Raw genomic sequence first — 17,503 nt, forward strand, 5'->3', positions numbered from 1 at the left:
AGACCTCAATTTACTAATTTATTTAGTTATTTCACCCCCCTATCTCTTATTTGTAAATGTTCTACCTAATCCTAAAAATAAATTAAAATATTTAATCTAATGATTTAAATAAATACTGTAAAATCCAACCGGTGAATGAATTGTGTTGAAATGGTTCATGATTTCAAAACATTAATAAAAAATTAAAGCATCAAAAATAAATGCTTTAAAAGGGTTTAATCAACATCAAAAACATTCATAACATAAAATTCATGTGTGGCGGGGTTGAAAGCAGGGGAATATTAAGATTTTAAACTTTTTTCTTAAAAAAACATTGCAACAGCAAGGCAATGCTTATCTTAACAAACTAAACTACTGTCTATGCGAAATTTTGCGCTTTACATCCTATTCTGTTCCTTATTTTTTGCAGGCATTCAACAAACCCTATTCGCTCAAAACACCAACAAAGTGCAAATTAAACTCACTAAAAAGCAGGCTCGTATGCAGGCTAAATTTGAGAAATTAGCCATTCATCCATACATACAAAGCAGCTTATGGACGGGTGTTATTCCTGTAAAAGACATTACAGAAAACATTGATGTAAATATGCCTTATAAACTTTTATTCAACGTAACGGTTGGCCCAAACGATTCGCTAACTGCAAAAACTGAAAACCCCGGTTTTACCGAAGTGGGCAGGATAATGAACCTGCATGTGGCTTCCGGTGTACCTGCTAAAAATTTAGAAGTAGTGGTATTGGTGCATGGGCCTGCATTGTTTTCCCTTTTGAAGAATAATAATTATAGGTTAATGTATAAAGTTTCCAACAGCAATCTGCCTTTGATAGAAGAATTACAAAATAAAGGAGTAAAATTTATTGCCTGTGGCCAGGCATTAACCATGTTAAACCTGAACATGGATGAATTGATACCGAATATTGGGTTGGCTTTATCAGCACAAACCATGTTATCCTACTACCAGTTGAAAGGCTATATTTTGTATAATGAAGATAAGGCGGAATAGCATTTTGAAATAAATAATATAGCAAATAAACGAACTGTTCACCTTGAAATTGAGGGTAGTGGAAGGGCTTCTATAAAAAATATTCTATCATTAAAAAATGGTTAGAATTTGAAACCTTCATTCCCTTACCTTTGCCGCAAATTTTAAAAAACTGTCTATTTATGGCCGCTACAGGTAATATTAAGCAAATTATTGGAGCCGTTGTGGATGTTCATTTCCCCAACCTGAACGATTTGCCCGAAATTTACAATGCATTAGAAATAAAAAAGCCCAATGGAGATACCCTTGTTTTGGAAGTACAACAACATTTGGGTGAAGATAGTGTACGTACCATTGCAATGGATGGTACCGAAGGTTTGGTACGGGGTATGGAAGTGATTGATACCGGAAAAGCCATTTCAATGCCCGTTGGCGAAGGTATTAATGGTCGTTTATTCAACGTTACCGGCGATGCCATTGATGGTTTGCCGCAGTTATCAAAAACAAATGGCCGCCCCATTCACAACAAACCACCATTGTTTGAGAATTTAAGTACTGCAACTGAAGTTTTATATACCGGTATTAAAGTAATTGACCTGATTGAACCCTATGCAAAAGGTGGTAAAATTGGTTTATTTGGTGGTGCTGGTGTAGGTAAAACCGTGTTAATTCAGGAGCTGATTAACAATATTGCCAAAGGCCACGGCGGTTTATCTGTATTTGCCGGTGTAGGCGAAAGAACCCGTGAAGGAAATGATTTGTTGCGTGAAATGATTGAAGCAGGCATTATGAAATATGGTGATGCTTTTAAACATAGTATGGAAGAAGGTGGTTGGGATTTAAGCAAAGTGAATCTGGAAGAATTGAAAGACTCAAAAGCCACTTTCGTATTCGGACAAATGAATGAACCCCCCGGGGCCCGTGCACGTGTGGCTTTAAGCGGATTAACCATTGCTGAATATTTCCGCGATGGTGATGGTACCGGAAAAGGAAGAGATATCCTATTTTTCGTTGATAATATCTTTCGTTTTACACAAGCAGGTTCAGAAGTATCAGCTTTATTAGGACGTATGCCTTCTGCGGTAGGTTATCAACCCACTTTGGCCACTGAAATGGGTTTAATGCAGGAAAGAATTACTTCTACCAAAAACGGTTCTATTACTTCTGTTCAGGCAGTATATGTACCTGCGGATGACTTAACCGATCCGGCTCCTGCCACTACTTTTGCGCACTTAGATGCTACAACTGTATTAAGCCGTAAAATTGCCGACTTAGGTATTTATCCTGCGGTAGATCCGTTGGATTCTACTTCCCGTATTTTAACCCCTGCAATTGTGGGCGATGCACACTATGATTGTGCCAACCGGGTAAAATTAATTTTGCAACGTTATAAAGAGTTACAGGATATTATTGCCATTTTGGGTATGGATGAGCTGAGTGATGAAGATAAATTAGTAGTAGCCCGTGCAAGAAGGGTACAACGTTTCTTATCACAACCTTTCCATGTGGCTGAACAATTTACCGGTTTAAAAGGGGTATTTGTTGATATTAATGATACCATTAAAGGCTTTAATATGATTATGGATGGCGAAGTTGATGAATATCCTGAAGCTGCATTTAACTTAGTAGGTACTATTGAGGATGCCATTGAAAAAGGTAAAAAATTACTGGCACAGGCCCGAAGTTAAATTGTATACCTTGTTATAATTGAAAATTTATGATGTTAGAAATATTAACACCCGAGAAAAAAGTGTACAGTGGCAATGTATATGGTGTTCAGTTACCCGGCATTTCAGGCTTATTTGAAATTCTTGAAAAGCATGCACCGCTGGTAAGTGCCTTGTCTAAAGGTAATATTAAAGTGTTGGTTGATAAACAAAAAACCGAACATTATACCATTACCGGTGGTTTTGCCGAAGTTTTCAATAATAAAGTAACTGTACTGGTAGAAGGTGTACATTAAGCTTAACTATAAAATAAAAAAATAATTTTTAGCACCCAATCGGGTGCTTTTTTTTGTTACCTGCATCCTGTTAATGTCAATAAAATCATAAAAAAGTATTTTACGTTTAACTATTAACAATCAAAATTATCTAAAGCATCAACTACAAACTAATTTTATATCATAAAAAAAATTTCTGTATGAAATACAATATTAAACTGACCTCCGGTTTTTTGGCGCTTGCTATTTTTGGTTTGGTAAGTTGTACCAAAAACAGCGCAGTAAATAATTTAAGTAATCCCGATACCCGAATTTACATTACACAAAGAGACTCAACAGTAAATTTTAGCAGTTACAAAACTTTTAGTATAGATGATTCAGTAACGGTGGTAGACAATGGGCAATCATCTAAATCGCTTACACCCACCGGTCAGGCTTTTATTGATGCCATTACTAAATACATGCAGCAGGCCGGCTATACCTTGGTGCCTAAATCTGCCAGCCCTGATTTAGGAATAAATGTAACCTATATTAACACCACCACTACCGGAATAATTGATTACAGTAGTTATTATGATTATTACGGGGGATATTATGATCCTACTTATTGGGGCTATGGCGGATATGGTTATTATTCTCCTTATATGTATGGTACCTACCAAATTAATTCCGGCGCACTTTCTATTGATATGTTAGATTTAAAAAATGCAGCGGCGAATGGAAAAATAAAGATTATTTGGAATGGCTTAATAAGAGGGGAAGGTATTGCTGATGCTACTACCGCCGACAGTCAGGTGTATGCTTTATTTAGCCAGTCGTCTTATTTAAAAGCCAATTAATACCATTCATTATGTTATTGTATTATTCAACCATTAAAAAAAATATATGAAAAAATATATAATATTAACGCTGTTATTGTTTAGTTTGTTGCCTGCCTCATCTTTATTGGCGCAAAGAGGCATTGTAAAATTGAATGCTGCTTATGATTTAGGATTACCATTAGGCAATTTTAAATCGAACTATGTTTCCAATATATCACCACGGGGTTTAATGGGCGATGTCTCATTAGGACTAAACAATAAATGGGCAGTTGGACTTGGATTTGGTTATCAGGATTTTTATCAGAAATACCCGAGAACGGTGTATAATCTGGCACCCAATCAACAGATATCAGCCGTTCTTTCTAATTCTATTCAGGCAGTACCGGTTATGGCAAAAGTTACTTTTACACCTTTTTTGGGAACTACAAAACTAATACAGCCTTATGTTGCAGCCGGAGCAGGCATTAGTTTTATAACCTATAATCAATATCTGGGTGAGTTTTCTTCCAATAATACTTCCAATGGTAAGTTTACCGCGATGGCCGATGCCGGTGTGCAATTACCATTTAGCCGTTACAATTCAAATACCGCTTTTCAATTTGGAGTATCTTATAATTACACCAAATTTGGCATGAGCGATGCCATGAATATGAATATGGTGGGTATACATGCCGGACTTATATTCCAGTTGCATTAGACTTTTTAAAAATATTTTTGGTAAGCAAAATAAAAGCCATTTCTTTCGGGAAATGGCTTTTTTATTTTACTATCATGTAGCACTTAGGGATTGTGCGATAACTGCGGCTTTTTTCTCGGTTTTACCGTTCTGTGCGAATAGTTTTTTGATAGTACACTAATGTTACCATCTACTTCTAAAATAGCGAGGTCAACATCTTCAATTTTATCTACACCATGTTCGCGAATAGCCCTTTCCAATTCATCTATATTAAACATAGATTTTTCCATTCCCTCTTTTAATACAATGCCATCATGTATCAGTAATATTTTTTCACCCTGCACCATTTTACTAAATATGCTATAGCGTTTTAAAAAGAGCTTTAAAATATAGTTACTAATGAATAATCCGGAAGCTGCAGCAAATCCACCAGATAGGGTAGTATTATTGCCCACCATTGCATTTTGTACACTATTACTAATGAGTAAAATAAAAACTAAATCAATTACCGATAATTGCGCCAATTCTTTTTTCCCGAAAATGCGTATGGCTACAATAATAAATAAATAAACAGCCGTAGATTTTACAGCAATAAGCAGGTAGGGGGGTAGCGTGGAGAGCATAAGTGAATAAGGTATTAAATATTTATAAAATAATGTATTTAAACTATTTGAATTTTTAAGCGACTATTCAATAACGACTGATTAAATGTAGTTCTAAATTCTATACTCTATGGGTTTTAGTTGAAATAGTAACCCGCTTTTACTGCCCCACTGAAATGAACGTATAATATTAGCCTCGATTAAAGCGTATCTGCTTTTTCAAATAAATTGAACTAAATTGTTAAACTTAGCCCACAAAAAAATGCAGTTTTAATGATTGAAGGTATTAAAACGCATCGTTTAAATAAATGTATTTTCGGTGTATCATTGATAAATAAACTACCATGCAAAAAATTTTCTACGCTTTCATTTCCTTCTTTTTTGTTTTATATGCCGAATCGCAAACGGCAAAGCAAAAAAATGTATTGATTCATACCATCGATAGCATCCTTCAATCACAAGTAAAACAGCAATTCATACCGGGTGCAGTGGTGTTGATTAAGAAAGATGGTAAAGTAGTGTACCAACAGGCATATGGTTATGCAAGGATGTACAGTAATGACCATCAACTATTGGCAAAACCTGAAAAAATGCAGTTGAATACAATGTTCGATCTGGCCTCACTTACCAAAGTTATTGGCACTACTACGGCCATTATGTACCTGGCTGATCGGCATTTATTATCGGTAAATGACCCGGTTTCAAAATACGTTGCTGATTTTAATACTCCCGACAAAAAAAATATTACCATCCGTAACCTGCTTACCCATACCTCGGGCATTGATGAATGGTACCCCTTATTTTATCGTGCCCATAACCGCCAACAGGTATTTTCGCTCATTGCTCAATTACCCTTACGGTACCCAATTGGTGCACAAAGAAAATACAGCGATTTGGGCTTTACCATTCTTGGCGAAATTATTCAGGTGGTTTCCGGTATGCCCTTTGAGCAGTTTGAACAAGAAAAAATATTTCATCCCCTTAACATGTATCATACTACTTATAATCCTCTAAAAACCGGCAAGTTCAAAAACTTTGCTGCCACTTCTTTTGGTAATCCTTATGAAAAAAGAATGGTGTACGATAATACGCTTGGTTTTACGTACAAAGAAATTAATCCGCAATCGTGGAATGGCTGGCGCCATTATGTTTTAAATGGTGAAGTGAATGATGGGAATGCATGGTATGCCAATGGTGGGGTATCAGGCGCAGCCGGTATATTTTCAACAGCCGATGACGTGCAAAAACTGATAGATATACTCATGAATGATGGCAAAGTAAATGGAAAGGATTTTATTAGTGCCAATACCTTAAAAACATTCTTTACGAAAGATGCTTTTCAAAATGGATTGGGTTGGATGATGGATACCAACGATTCATTTATGAAACATGCACCCGAAGGTAGCTTTGGACATACCGGCTTTACGGGAACCAGTATTGTAGTGGTTCCACAATACCATACTTCTATTATATTGCTTATTAACCGCCAGCACATGGGCTTTTTACCCAATGGAAAATATTATGATGTTACGCCCATTCGCCAACAAATATTTGAAGCCGTACTGAATTTTTGTAGATAGTGATGTGGGGGTAATAATATGTTTGTTTAACATAGTAATCCGAACTCATCCCGCTTCGATACAAATTCGACTCAACAGCGTTGCGCAACGCTGTAAATAGGTAGAAGGGTAGGTGCCGTATGGTAATTAATTACTGCTAAAATTGTGCATTTTTCGCTAAAAAGAATTTGGAAACCCCCTATTGAAAGTTGTATATTGAAAACACAAAAAATCAATATGCCATGGTAACTGTTTCTTCGTTTTATATTAGTGCAACTTACGGCGGACTTACTTTTTATACGGTAAAAGGCCGCCAGTTGGTGCGTAGTAAAACTTCCATCAATAAAAAACGTTTTCAGCAGGATCCTGCATTTGTTGCACAGCGCCAATAAAGCGAATGGCTAAAAATAGCATCTCCCATTACCAGTAAAAATTACCGGCAATTACAATTACCCAGGCAAAAGGGTTTACAACAAAAAATGACGGGCATGGTTATGCGTTGGTTAAAACAAGGATGGAGTGAACTAGCCGCAACCGAAAATTTGATTGCTATATACTTAAAGCCGAAGGCTGATGAAAGTGTACAATAATGCATGTATAGCAAACAACTGCTTTTTCCGGACGATGCTGTTGGGAAGATGCAACAACGCATACATCCTGTTGCTTTTGCCAACTTTTACAGTATACCATTACGCATTTAGGAATGCATCCATTCCATGTGTTATTGCATGAATGGCTATTGGTTGATTAGTCCATCTGTGTAGAAAATGCTTACCATAGTGGGGTTGATGCAATTCATGCCATGACAGGAAATGCCGGCATGAAAAAAAACAAAAATGAGGCTTTCTAATCATTACTATTTTTTGGGAGGCGCTCCTGCAGCTTTAAACTGATAGAATAAATCAACTTTTCCGTCTTTATTAAATCGCCAGGTTTCCTGAATATAGGCAGAGTCTTTTTTTCCTTTTTTATCTGTATCTACTTCCTTGCCCCATATCAAAGCCCAGTTTTCATTTTTATCAACGCTTTTTACGGGCATAATGGCATTAATAGAACTAACTGAAGATGCCAGATTGTTTCTTTCGCGCTGGGCATGTGCCAAAGCACTATCATTACTGGTATGGATAGTATTCCCATCTGCAAATACCATGGTTACTGAATCAGCGAAAAAGTGTTTATGCGCTGCTAAATTACCATCATCCCAGTCTTTCCAAAGTATCAATAAGTTTTCAGCGTTTTTGGGATTGCCCATGGTGAAATTAGATGAATAAAGAATGGGATAGGGTGATTGAATGACCAGTCCCGTAGAATCTTTTGCCAATGTGGTGGTAACCTCTTTTGAGGCATCTTTTGGATTGCAGGAAATTAAAAAGGCCAAAATGGCCAATGTAAGCATTGTTTTCATGGTTGTTGTTGTATTAAAGGTTAAAAAAAATAAGAATAAAAATGGCGAAAGGCTTCGTGGGATATGAGATGTGCTGTTCGTTGGTTAAGATAGCTAAATAATTGAATAATACAAACCTTTTAGCTATTTTTTTTATGAATAATATTTTTTATTTAATAAGGTACATTTCTATGGGGTTCATGAAGCGTTGGCCCATTCATGACTAAAATGCTCCAATATATCTGTTTCGTCGCAACATTTTCTAATATGGTCGCAATTCAATTTTATTGGTTGAGTGGGTGAATAGTTTTGTGTATTATATCAAAAGATTATGAAACAACTTTTAATTTTTATTATCGCTGTTACACTCAGTTTTTCTGGTTTTAGCCAAATGCCGGGTATGGGTAAAGCGCAAGCTGCTGCAAACATTGGGCATATTTATGGCCGGGTGTTAGATAGTGCCGGAAAAACTATTCATGATGCTACCGTTTTGTTATTACATACCCGAATGGATGCTGCCACCAAAAAAATGAAAGAAGTGTTGTTTAAGGGTATTACTACAAAAGCCAATGGCGACTTTAGTTTTGAAGAGCTGCCCATAATAGGCACTTTGAAATTAAAGATTTCAGCAACAGGCTTTAAATCAATAGAACAAAATGTAAGTTTTAGTATGCCCAAACCGGCAACGCAACCTGCAATGGGCGATATGAGCCAGGCATTGAATGCTTTTGATAAAGATTTGGGTAATATTAAATTGGCTGAAGATGTGAATCAGTTGCAGGGTGTAGTGGTAACCGCCATCACAAAGCCTACTTTGAAAATGGATATTGACAAAAAAGTGTACAATGTAGAGAAAGATATTGTAAATGCAGGTGGTACTGCTTTAGATGTAATGAAGAATGTGCCTTCTGTAAATGTTGATATTGATGGGAATGTAACACTGCGTAATGCCACACCGCAAATATATATTGAAGGAAGGCCTACTACTTTAACCCTTGATCAAATACCGGCCGATGCTATTGAAAGTGTGGAAGTGATTACTAATCCTTCGGCTAAATACGATGCATCGGGTGGCGGTGCAGGCATTCTGAATATTATTTTAAAAAAGAATAGAAAAACCGGCTATAATGGCAATCTGCGTGTCGGTGTTGATAGTTATGGTGCTATCAATGGAGGTGCCGATTTTAATATTCGTCAGGGAAAATTCAATTTTAATGCCTCGGTATTTGTAAACCAAAACAAAGGTAAAACTTTTGGAACAACTTACCGTAACAACTTTGGCGATACAAGTACTGCCGTGCATCAAATATCAACCGATAAAGACAATGGGGGCTTTATATTTGGAAGAGTAGGCTTGGATTATTTTATGACCAACCGAACATCTTTTTCGGCCGGCATGGTTCGGGTGCATGCAGATATGAGCCCTTATCAGTTCTTAACTACAAACATTGATAGTTTACTCAATACAGGTACTACTACACAATATAGCGAACGATATGCTAATACCAAACGAATTTTTAATGGAACCGGTGCGCAGTTTGGGTTTAAGCAGTTATTTAAAAAAGAAGGTGAAACCCTAACTGCCGATATGAATTATTTCTCGGGTAATAATTCTAATAACGTATTGTACAACACCAATTATTATTTGAATGGAGCAGGAAGTGCAATCAATAATAACTCACAACAACAAACCATTGGTACGGGCTACAATCAGTTTCTTACTGCACAAACCGATTATGTAAAACCATTTGGTAAAAAATCGAAAATAGAAACCGGTTTGCGTTTTCAACAGCAAAAGTTGACCAACGGAACTGATAATTATTATATGGATAATACAAGTAAAAATTTTATATTATCTAATGCAGCCTCTATTAATTATAAAAACACCAATAATGTATATGCGGCTTATGCATCGGTTACCAGTGCCATTAAAAATTTTGGTTACCAGATAGGGTTGCGTGCTGAACGTTCAGATTATTCGGGCGATTTATTGAACACACAGCAGCATTTTAGTAATAGCTATCCCATTAGTTTATTCCCTTCTGTTTTTTTAAGTCAGAAGTTTAAAGGTAATAATGAAGTGCAATTCAGCTATACACGCCGTATTAACAGGCCCAACTTTTTTCAGCTTATTCCGTATACCGACTATTCAGACAGCTTAAACATTACCAGAGGTAATCCTAACCTGGTGCCTGAGTTTACCAGCTCATTTGAACTATCCTATTTAAAAACATTACCTCATAATAATACTTTCCTGGCTTCTTTATATTATAAACATACCGAGGGCTTGATAACAAGATACCTGGATACTGCACAAAACTATTTAACCGGTAAGCAGGATATTATTAACACCTATGTAAATGCCAATTCAAGTTATACAGTAGGTGCTGAATTAACAGGTGTAACCAAGTTAACCAAGTGGTGGGATATGACGATGAATGTAAACATTTACAACTCTCAAATCAATACCAATAACATTATTGGTAATTCGCAAGCTGCATTATGGAGTTGGTTTGGTAAGATGAATAATAATTTTAAATTACCCGGTAAATTCAAATTGCAATTAACCGGATTGTATCAATCAAAAACAAATTTACCGGTAAATAACAATGGCGGTCAGCAAATGGGACCACCTATGATGCAATCTCAGAGTGCTTCACAAGGGTATATCCGTTCTTTTTATAGTGTAGATGCTGCTATTAGCCGTAGTTTTTTAAAGAACGATGCGGCTACAATTAGCTTGAGTATGAGCGATATTTTCCGTACAAGATATTCTGATCAATATTCTGTAAGTAACTTTTTTGTACAGGATTATAATAGGCTGCGTAACCCGCAAATGTTGCGTTTAAACTTTACTTATCGGTTTGGTAAAATGGATGTATCCTTATTTAAAAGAAAAAATACTAATACCTCGGGTATGGATGCTTTACAGGGAGTTCAATAATCTGGAGGATTGTTTCAAGCAAAAACCGCCTTTCCATTTTTGGAGGCGGTTTGTTGTTAGTTTGATGTATATTTTTTTCAATAAAATAACAAAGCAGGCATTTGTAAGCGTACTTGCTAAATGATAGTTTGTTGAATGAAGAAAAAAGTTAGGATGTTTTGCCGGTTAAAGCCGTAACAACTTCTTTGTAATTATCACCAACTGGAAGTTCAATGCTGCCAATAAATACACTACTTTTTTTGATGGCAGTAATATGTTCAATAGATACAAAGTAAGATTTATGAATTCTGATGAATAGTGAAGCAGGCAATTGCTCTTCCATTGTTTTCATGCTCATTCTGGTAATAACCGGTTTTGATGAGCTATGCAGGTGTATTTTAATGTAATCTTTTAACCCTTCTATCCAAATAATGTCGGTAAATGTAATTTTCAGAAGTGTATAATCAACATTTACAAAAAAATAGTTAGGCGTATTGGCTGCAGGTGTAGGCGTATTTTTGAGTTGGTATAACTCCCATGCTTTGTTACAAGCTTTCACAAATCTTTCTAACGATACCGGCTTTACGAGATAATCTACCACATCCAGATTAAAACCTTCCAGTGCAAATTTTTCATAAGCAGTTACCAATATAATCATTGGTTTTTTGGGTAGGCTTTGAATAAATTGAAGGCCGGTAAGTCCCGGCATTTGTATATCTAAAAAAATAAGGTCAATAGGCTTCTCTTGTAATACTTTCATGGCTTCCATGGCATTATTGCAGGAAGCTTCTAATTGTAAATAGGGCAATTGGCTAATATTATCTGCCAAAAGCTCAAGTGCTAAGGGTTCATCATCAACAGCAATACAGTGTATCATCAATGAAAGTTTAATTGTAATGACACCATAAACCAATCGTCATTTTTTTTAATCAAAAGTGAATGACTTCCACCATATAACAAGTTCAATCTTCTTTCAACATTCGTTAATCCAATACCGGAGGTTTTATCTTTTATTTCATTTGAAACAGGATTGAATTTGTTGCTTACCATAAAATGAAGCAAATTGTTTTTTGCTTTTAGTTCAATATTTATCGTAGCGTTATCAACAATGCCTGTGCCATGTTTAAAAGCATTTTCAACAAATGGAATTAAAAGCATTGGTTCTATAGTATAACTTTTATCAGGCACTTCCGTATAAAAATTAACGGCCACATTATTTCCAAAGCGCTGTTGCTGCAAATCAATATAGCTTTGAAGGTACTCTGTTTCTTTTTCAAGTGGTACTTTTTCTTCATCGGCTTCGTATAACATATAACGCATTAAAGAGGATAATTTAATGAGTGATGGCTCCAGCAGGTCAGACTTTTTTCTTGCCAGGGCTACCATGTTGTTCAGTACATTAAACATAAAATGAGGGCTAACCTGCGATCTTAAAAAGGAAAGCTCTGTAGTTAAATTTTCTTTTTCTTTTTGTTGGAATATATGGTCGTATTTTATTTTATCGCTAATCATTCTATATGCGGTACTGGTAGCCAAAATAAAAATATAGGGAAAGAATACGAAGAGGATGGCCGGTTTTAATTCATATGTTCTTTCTGTTAGAAAGGTTTCAAATAAAATCCAGTCAAAAATAATTTGTATAATAAAAATGATGAGTTGTAAAAGTGCAAATTCCCAATACCTTTTTTTGTAGATAAATTTGGGCATTAAGAAGTAAGCATTCAAATAAAAGAAACCTGCCCAAAGTGCACCGGTGATAATATATTTAATAAGGGAAAAGGAATCGTTATGGTTATGGGCATTTTCGTAGGAAGGACGAAGTAAAAATGGCAAAGAGAATAGGAGGGTCCATGCAGCAATATGCATCGCAATGACTACCCATTTTTTTGCATACCACTGTTGTTTCATGGTACTAAAATAATGTAGTTATGATAGAATGTTGATGTAGGTGCGACAAAAACTTGTTTTTTAGCGACCAAATGCCAAATGATAGAAAAAGGCAACCTTTTGCAAGATTGCCCCCATCTCAGTAGTTTGTTCTTTTATAACCATACTCTCACCTTATGTTTTCAACTACGCCGTACTTTTTTATAGCATTGGCTACTTTGCACACATTCAACTCGCATAAAACGAATGTACAAATTTTGTAAATCTTATATCATCATTATTTAATGTAGCATTTGCTACTAAGAAAAATGGCGTAGGCACAGCGATAAGTCTGGTAAAATTTCGTTTTATTGGAGTAAACTACGATTAGTTGGGCTGTTTCAACTACCCTGTTGCTGACCCTACTTTTCCAAATGTAAACCATGTATATTATGCGGAAGTAACAGCAACACTTCTAAAGGATGCAGAGAAATACAAATTGCTTTATAGGCGCTATCATTTAGAAGTTACTTTACTGAACTATTTCAAACTATTGAAACAAAATAATTAAAAACATCCCCTCATATGAGCAAAATCATATTCATATTGAAATAAGACGTTCACTTTTGCATCAAAATATTTTGAATTGAAGGTTACTGTATCTATATTCTTAATTGTTATTGTGTTCGTACAAACATTTAGCACTTATTTCATTAAAGCTGATTTTTACTGGTACAGAGCCTATATTGTCAAAAATTTATGTGAGAACCGGGATAAGCCTTTGATGCACTGCAATGGTAAATGTTATCTCAACAAAAAAATAAATGAGCAAGAAAAACAGGATACTCAGGCACCTGAAACTAAAAATGAGCTTGTTGAGCTTTCACCCTGTTTTGTTGCAACAATATTTACTGTACCCGACCTGATAATCCCTCTTAAAAATCATTTCTTTCTTAAAAACGACACCAGGATATTTTGTATTTCCCGGACATTCTTCCATCCACCTACAGTCTGATAATAACTACTATTCTATTGATCAGCATTTGAATTACTCAAACAGGGTAATCTATTTTTCAATTTTAATTTATTAATGAATGAAAAAGCATCTATGCTTAATTGCATTGCTATGCATGTCAGGCAGTGCAGGATATACGCAATCAACCATGTCTGGTACTGTTTTGGATGCAGTAACCAAACAGGCATTACAAGGCGCAACCATTACTGACTTTGCAAATCATCACATATACCTGACAGATGCCAATGGCAATTTTTCAATACCGACAAAAACAGATAGTATATCTGTAACCTGCATTGGTTATTACCCCAAAAAAATAAAAACAACCAATCAAGGTAGAATTTTATTAACACCCTCGTTCAGCAACCTCAATGAAATAATCATTTCCGGAAGCAGGGAAACACAAAAGCGTACGGAAGTGCCGGTAGCTATAAATGTAATTTCAAAAACACAAATTAACGACACCAAGGCTACACGTCTGGATATGCTTATCAATAAAGTACCCGGAGTGTTTATGGTAGATCTTGGCAACGAACAGCACAGCATGGCGGTGCGGCAGCCTATAGGCACCAGTAATATCTTCCTGTATCTGGAAGACGGTATTCCAATAAGGACGGTTGGAGATTTTAACCACAATGCATTAATTGAAATTAATCAGGCTTCGCTGCAACGTATTGAGGTGATAAAAGGACCGGCATCGTCCTTATACGGAAGCGATGCGGTAGGTGGCGCCCTGAATTTTATCACGCAATCGCCATCGCCATACCTTACAGGTAAAATTCAGGCTGAAATAGGAAGCTTAGGTTACAAACGCACAGATGTTGCGGTTAGCAATACATATAAAAAAATAAGCATTTATGCTGCAGGTTATTATGCCAACCAGAATCAAAGTGTAAATGAACATAATGACTTTTACAAAGCAGCCTTTACTGTAAGGGGTGATTATACTTTTAATAAAAAATCAAAATTAATCAACGTTTTGGATCTGATTCATTACAAAACCGATCAAAAAGGAGGTCTGGACAGTCAGCATTTTTACCGGAAAGATTATTCCAGTTTTTATAGGTTTACCTATCGCAAAGTAGATGCATTAAGGTTTCGGAGCACCTTAAATCAGGAATGGAATGACAACAACCAAACCAGCTTCACCATCTTTTATCGTAATTCCTCTATAGGGCAAAATCCATTTTATGCTATTAAAAATGTGACCGGAAATTCCTTAAAAGCAAATGGACAAATTAATGTCGATGCCTTTCAAAGTTTTGGAACCCTGGTGCAGCATACTACCCAAATACCATCAGTGCAAATTAAATGGATTTCCGGTATTGGCGCAGATTACAGCCCTGCTATCTATCTTGCTAAATACATAAATATAGACAAAGATGCTAACGGTGTATTTTATCAATATCATTTGAGCGACAGTGTGCTAACTGATTATAAGATCGGGTTATTCAATACAGCTCTTTACACACAGATAGAATACCAGCCTGTACATACGCTGCGTCTTGTAGCCGCTGCACGATATGACAGGCTTGATTACAATTTTGACAATCATTTACCTCCAGGGGCATATTCAGGAGCGCCGGATGCTGTTAACCACTTCGATCATTTCTCTCCGAAGCTGGGCCTCACTTACAATTTTGGGAACCAAAAAGGAATTTATTTAAATTATAGTGTAGGTTTTGCGCCACCTAATATAACCGATTTATACAGTGGAGTACTGATACCCACTTTACAACCTTCCTCTTACAATAATTATGAAATAGGCGGATGGCTTGGATTTGCCGGTTCAAAAGGATCTGTTGAAGCATCTCTATACAAATTGAATGGAAAGAACGAAATTGTAAGTGTACGCCTTCAGGATGGAAGTTACCAAAAACAAAATACAGGTATAACCAGTCACAAAGGAATAGAATTGAATATAAAATATGCACCCACGCAGGAGTTGATGTTTCGCATAGGTGGTACCGTTGCCAAACACAAATACATCAATTACCTGCAGCAGGGAAAAGATTTTTCCGGGAACGATATGCCCCAGGCACCTGCTTATATTATAAATGGCGAAATAACCTACAAGCCATTATTTGTAAGAGGTTTCAGGATTGCTGCAGAATGCCAGAGTCTTGGTTCCTATTTTACAGACCCGCAAAACACTTCGAAATATAATGGGTTTACAGCTTTCAACATCAGGATGGGATACCGCTTAAAAAACTATGAAACATGGATGAATTGCCTGAATGTTGCGAATGGAAATTATGCTGTAACGGTGGAGAAAAGCGCCTATGGTACTTCGTACAGATCAGGGCAATTGAGAACCCTGCAGGTAGGGGTTGCTTACCATTTTGATAAAAACAAAAATTAACCTTAAGAATATTTCTAAACAATGATTTATACAGGCAGATAAATAACAGCATTGTTACTTCAACCAAAAAATTAAAAAATGAAAAAAATTATATATATTATATATTACAGTTTGTCCGGGATTATCCTTTCCTGTAATCAAACAAACCATGCTTCCAACCTTGTTGTTTCAAACGAAATGAATACAGATACTACTGAAGGCTCCTGCCCATACCTTACAAAAGATATCAATGGAAACCTGGTGATGAGTTGGATAAAAAAAACGAGTGATTCCACCCGGGTAGTGTGCTATGCCATTTCAAGTGACCATGGAAAAACGTTTGGTAAAGAAACCATCATTCCACAAAGTGCAAATGTTTTTCCACATGGAGAAAATATGCCTAAAATAATTTTTATGCCCGCAGGGGAGGTTATTGCAGTTTGGGGAGCTGCTAATCCCAATCCTATAAATTCTTATGCAGGCATCGTTTATTATTCCCAATCGTTCGATGGAGGCAAAACATGGAATGGAGCAGTAAAACTGGTTAAGGATTCTTCGGGTATTGATCAACGTTATTTTGATGTAGCACTGTTACCGGATGGATCGGCAGCCATTACGTGGTTAGACAATAGAAAAAAGGGCACAGGAGATGGATCTTCTCTTTTCTTTGCAAGTTCTCATGGTACTTCAGGATTTGAAAATGAGAAAAGAATTGAAGGGCCCTGCTGCCCCTGTTGCAGAACGGGTATTTTTATGGATCATAACCATAATATTCATATCATATACAGGGCTATCTTAAATGACAGCATTCGCGATATGGTACATATTTTTTCTACAGATATGGGTAAAACTTTTTCACCACCACACAGAATTAGTAATGATAACTGGGTGATCAACGGCTGTCCGCATAGCGGGCCGGCCATGACGGAAAATAACAATGGATTGCAATTTTCCTGGTTTACCGCCGGGGGACAGGCGGGTATATATTATTGCCACGCAGATATGGATGGAAAAAACTTTTCTCAGCGAGCATTAGTCAGCGGGCCTTCGGGCCGACATCCTCAAATGACTTCTATTGGCAATCGTGTTATAATGGTTTGGAATGAAAATATAATCAAAGGACAAAATGTTGCCACACGAATTGGTCTGGAGATAAGAAATCCTCAGGGAACTAATCCTGAAAAACAATTTATAACGGATGATATCGGCCTGGCCACCTTTCCGGTTATTAAAACAATAGATGAAACCACAGTCTTAATTGCTTATACTAAAAGCATCGGCAATAAAGATTTCGTAAAATATAAATTGATACATATTAAGTAGCTGTAAGGTAAATTTAAGTAACCACTTAAATTTAATAGAATCTCTCTTCAGCATAGTTTATTCTTATCTA

The 17,503-nt window shown here is 36.3% G+C and carries 14 protein-coding genes; 10 read left to right on the plus strand and 4 right to left on the minus strand.

The window, feature by feature from the left end:
- The first annotated feature begins 360 nt into the window (after positions 1–360).
- The 5 genes from JK139_RS11865 to JK139_RS11885 all read left to right on the plus strand — a co-directional run bounded on the left by JK139_RS11865 (position 361) and on the right by JK139_RS11885 (position 4,441).
- The gene (locus JK139_RS11865; RefSeq protein WP_218331366.1) at positions 361–1,002 is read left to right on the plus strand and encodes a DsrE family protein; all 642 of its coding nucleotides are present in this window, start codon (positions 361–363) and stop codon (positions 1,000–1,002) included.
- A 161-nt stretch (positions 1,003–1,163) separates the two neighbouring features.
- On the plus strand, positions 1,164–2,669 hold the full coding sequence (gene atpD, locus JK139_RS11870) for a F0F1 ATP synthase subunit beta (RefSeq protein ID WP_074419500.1): 1,506 nt from the start codon (positions 1,164–1,166) through the stop codon (positions 2,667–2,669).
- A 29-nt stretch (positions 2,670–2,698) separates the two neighbouring features.
- Positions 2,699–2,944 (plus strand): ATP synthase F1 subunit epsilon, encoded by a 246-nt coding sequence (gene atpC, locus JK139_RS11875; RefSeq protein WP_068242796.1) that lies wholly within the window; start codon positions 2,699–2,701, stop codon positions 2,942–2,944.
- Between the two features lie 179 nt (positions 2,945–3,123).
- On the plus strand, positions 3,124–3,762 hold the full coding sequence (locus JK139_RS11880; RefSeq protein WP_074418622.1) for a DUF4136 domain-containing protein: 639 nt from the start codon (positions 3,124–3,126) through the stop codon (positions 3,760–3,762).
- A gap of 46 nt (positions 3,763–3,808) precedes the next feature.
- Positions 3,809–4,441: an outer membrane beta-barrel protein gene (locus tag JK139_RS11885; RefSeq protein ID WP_218331367.1), complete on the plus strand. Its 633-nt coding sequence runs from the start codon at positions 3,809–3,811 to the stop codon at positions 4,439–4,441.
- Positions 4,442–4,524: 83 nt separating this feature from the next.
- Here JK139_RS11885 and JK139_RS11890 read toward each other — a convergent pair whose 3' ends face one another.
- On the minus strand, positions 4,525–5,043 hold the full coding sequence (locus JK139_RS11890) for a DUF421 domain-containing protein (RefSeq protein ID WP_074418620.1): 519 nt from the start codon (positions 5,041–5,043) through the stop codon (positions 4,525–4,527).
- Between the two features lie 323 nt (positions 5,044–5,366).
- Here JK139_RS11890 and JK139_RS11895 point away from each other — a divergent pair, with 323 nt between their 5' ends.
- Both JK139_RS11895 and JK139_RS11900 read left to right on the plus strand, forming a co-directional pair.
- Positions 5,367–6,602, plus strand: a complete 1,236-nt coding sequence (locus JK139_RS11895) for a serine hydrolase domain-containing protein (protein WP_218331368.1) — start codon at positions 5,367–5,369, stop codon at positions 6,600–6,602.
- A 221-nt stretch (positions 6,603–6,823) separates the two neighbouring features.
- The gene (locus JK139_RS11900) at positions 6,824–6,973 is read left to right on the plus strand and encodes a hypothetical protein (RefSeq protein WP_218331369.1); all 150 of its coding nucleotides are present in this window, start codon (positions 6,824–6,826) and stop codon (positions 6,971–6,973) included.
- A 464-nt stretch (positions 6,974–7,437) separates the two neighbouring features.
- On the opposite strand, the gene JK139_RS11905 is transcribed toward JK139_RS11900, so the two are convergent.
- Complete coding sequence (locus JK139_RS11905) at positions 7,438–7,986, minus strand: hypothetical protein (protein ID WP_143439148.1); 549 nt, start codon at positions 7,984–7,986, stop codon at positions 7,438–7,440.
- 310 nt (positions 7,987–8,296) lie between these two features.
- Between JK139_RS11905 and JK139_RS11910 the strand changes: the two genes are divergently transcribed.
- A complete protein-coding gene (locus tag JK139_RS11910) occupies positions 8,297–10,909 on the plus strand; it encodes a TonB dependent receptor (RefSeq protein WP_228733214.1) in 2,613 nt (870 codons plus the stop codon).
- A gap of 148 nt (positions 10,910–11,057) precedes the next feature.
- Here JK139_RS11910 and JK139_RS11915 read toward each other — a convergent pair whose 3' ends face one another.
- Both JK139_RS11915 and JK139_RS11920 read right to left on the minus strand, forming a co-directional pair.
- Positions 11,058–11,765 carry a LytR/AlgR family response regulator transcription factor gene (locus JK139_RS11915; protein ID WP_218331370.1) on the minus strand — a complete coding sequence of 236 codons (708 nt, stop codon included), beginning with the start codon at positions 11,763–11,765 and terminating at the stop codon, positions 11,058–11,060.
- Positions 11,765–12,796 carry a sensor histidine kinase gene (locus JK139_RS11920; RefSeq protein WP_218331371.1) on the minus strand — a complete coding sequence of 344 codons (1,032 nt, stop codon included), beginning with the start codon at positions 12,794–12,796 and terminating at the stop codon, positions 11,765–11,767. The genes JK139_RS11915 and JK139_RS11920 overlap by 1 nt, the downstream gene beginning before the upstream one ends.
- 1,052 nt (positions 12,797–13,848) lie before the next feature.
- On the opposite strand from JK139_RS11920, the gene JK139_RS11925 reads away from it, so the two are divergent.
- Both JK139_RS11925 and JK139_RS11930 read left to right on the plus strand, forming a co-directional pair.
- The gene (locus tag JK139_RS11925; protein WP_074419845.1) at positions 13,849–16,131 is read left to right on the plus strand and encodes a TonB-dependent receptor; all 2,283 of its coding nucleotides are present in this window, start codon (positions 13,849–13,851) and stop codon (positions 16,129–16,131) included.
- Positions 16,132–16,209: 78 nt separating this feature from the next.
- Positions 16,210–17,433, plus strand: a complete 1,224-nt coding sequence (locus tag JK139_RS11930; protein ID WP_074419134.1) for a sialidase family protein — start codon at positions 16,210–16,212, stop codon at positions 17,431–17,433.
- Positions 17,434–17,503: the final 70 nt, after the last annotated feature.

It is taken from the genome of Hydrotalea lipotrueae (assembly GCF_019249625.1).
GTDB lineage: Bacteria > Bacteroidota > Bacteroidia > Chitinophagales > Chitinophagaceae > Hydrotalea > Hydrotalea flava.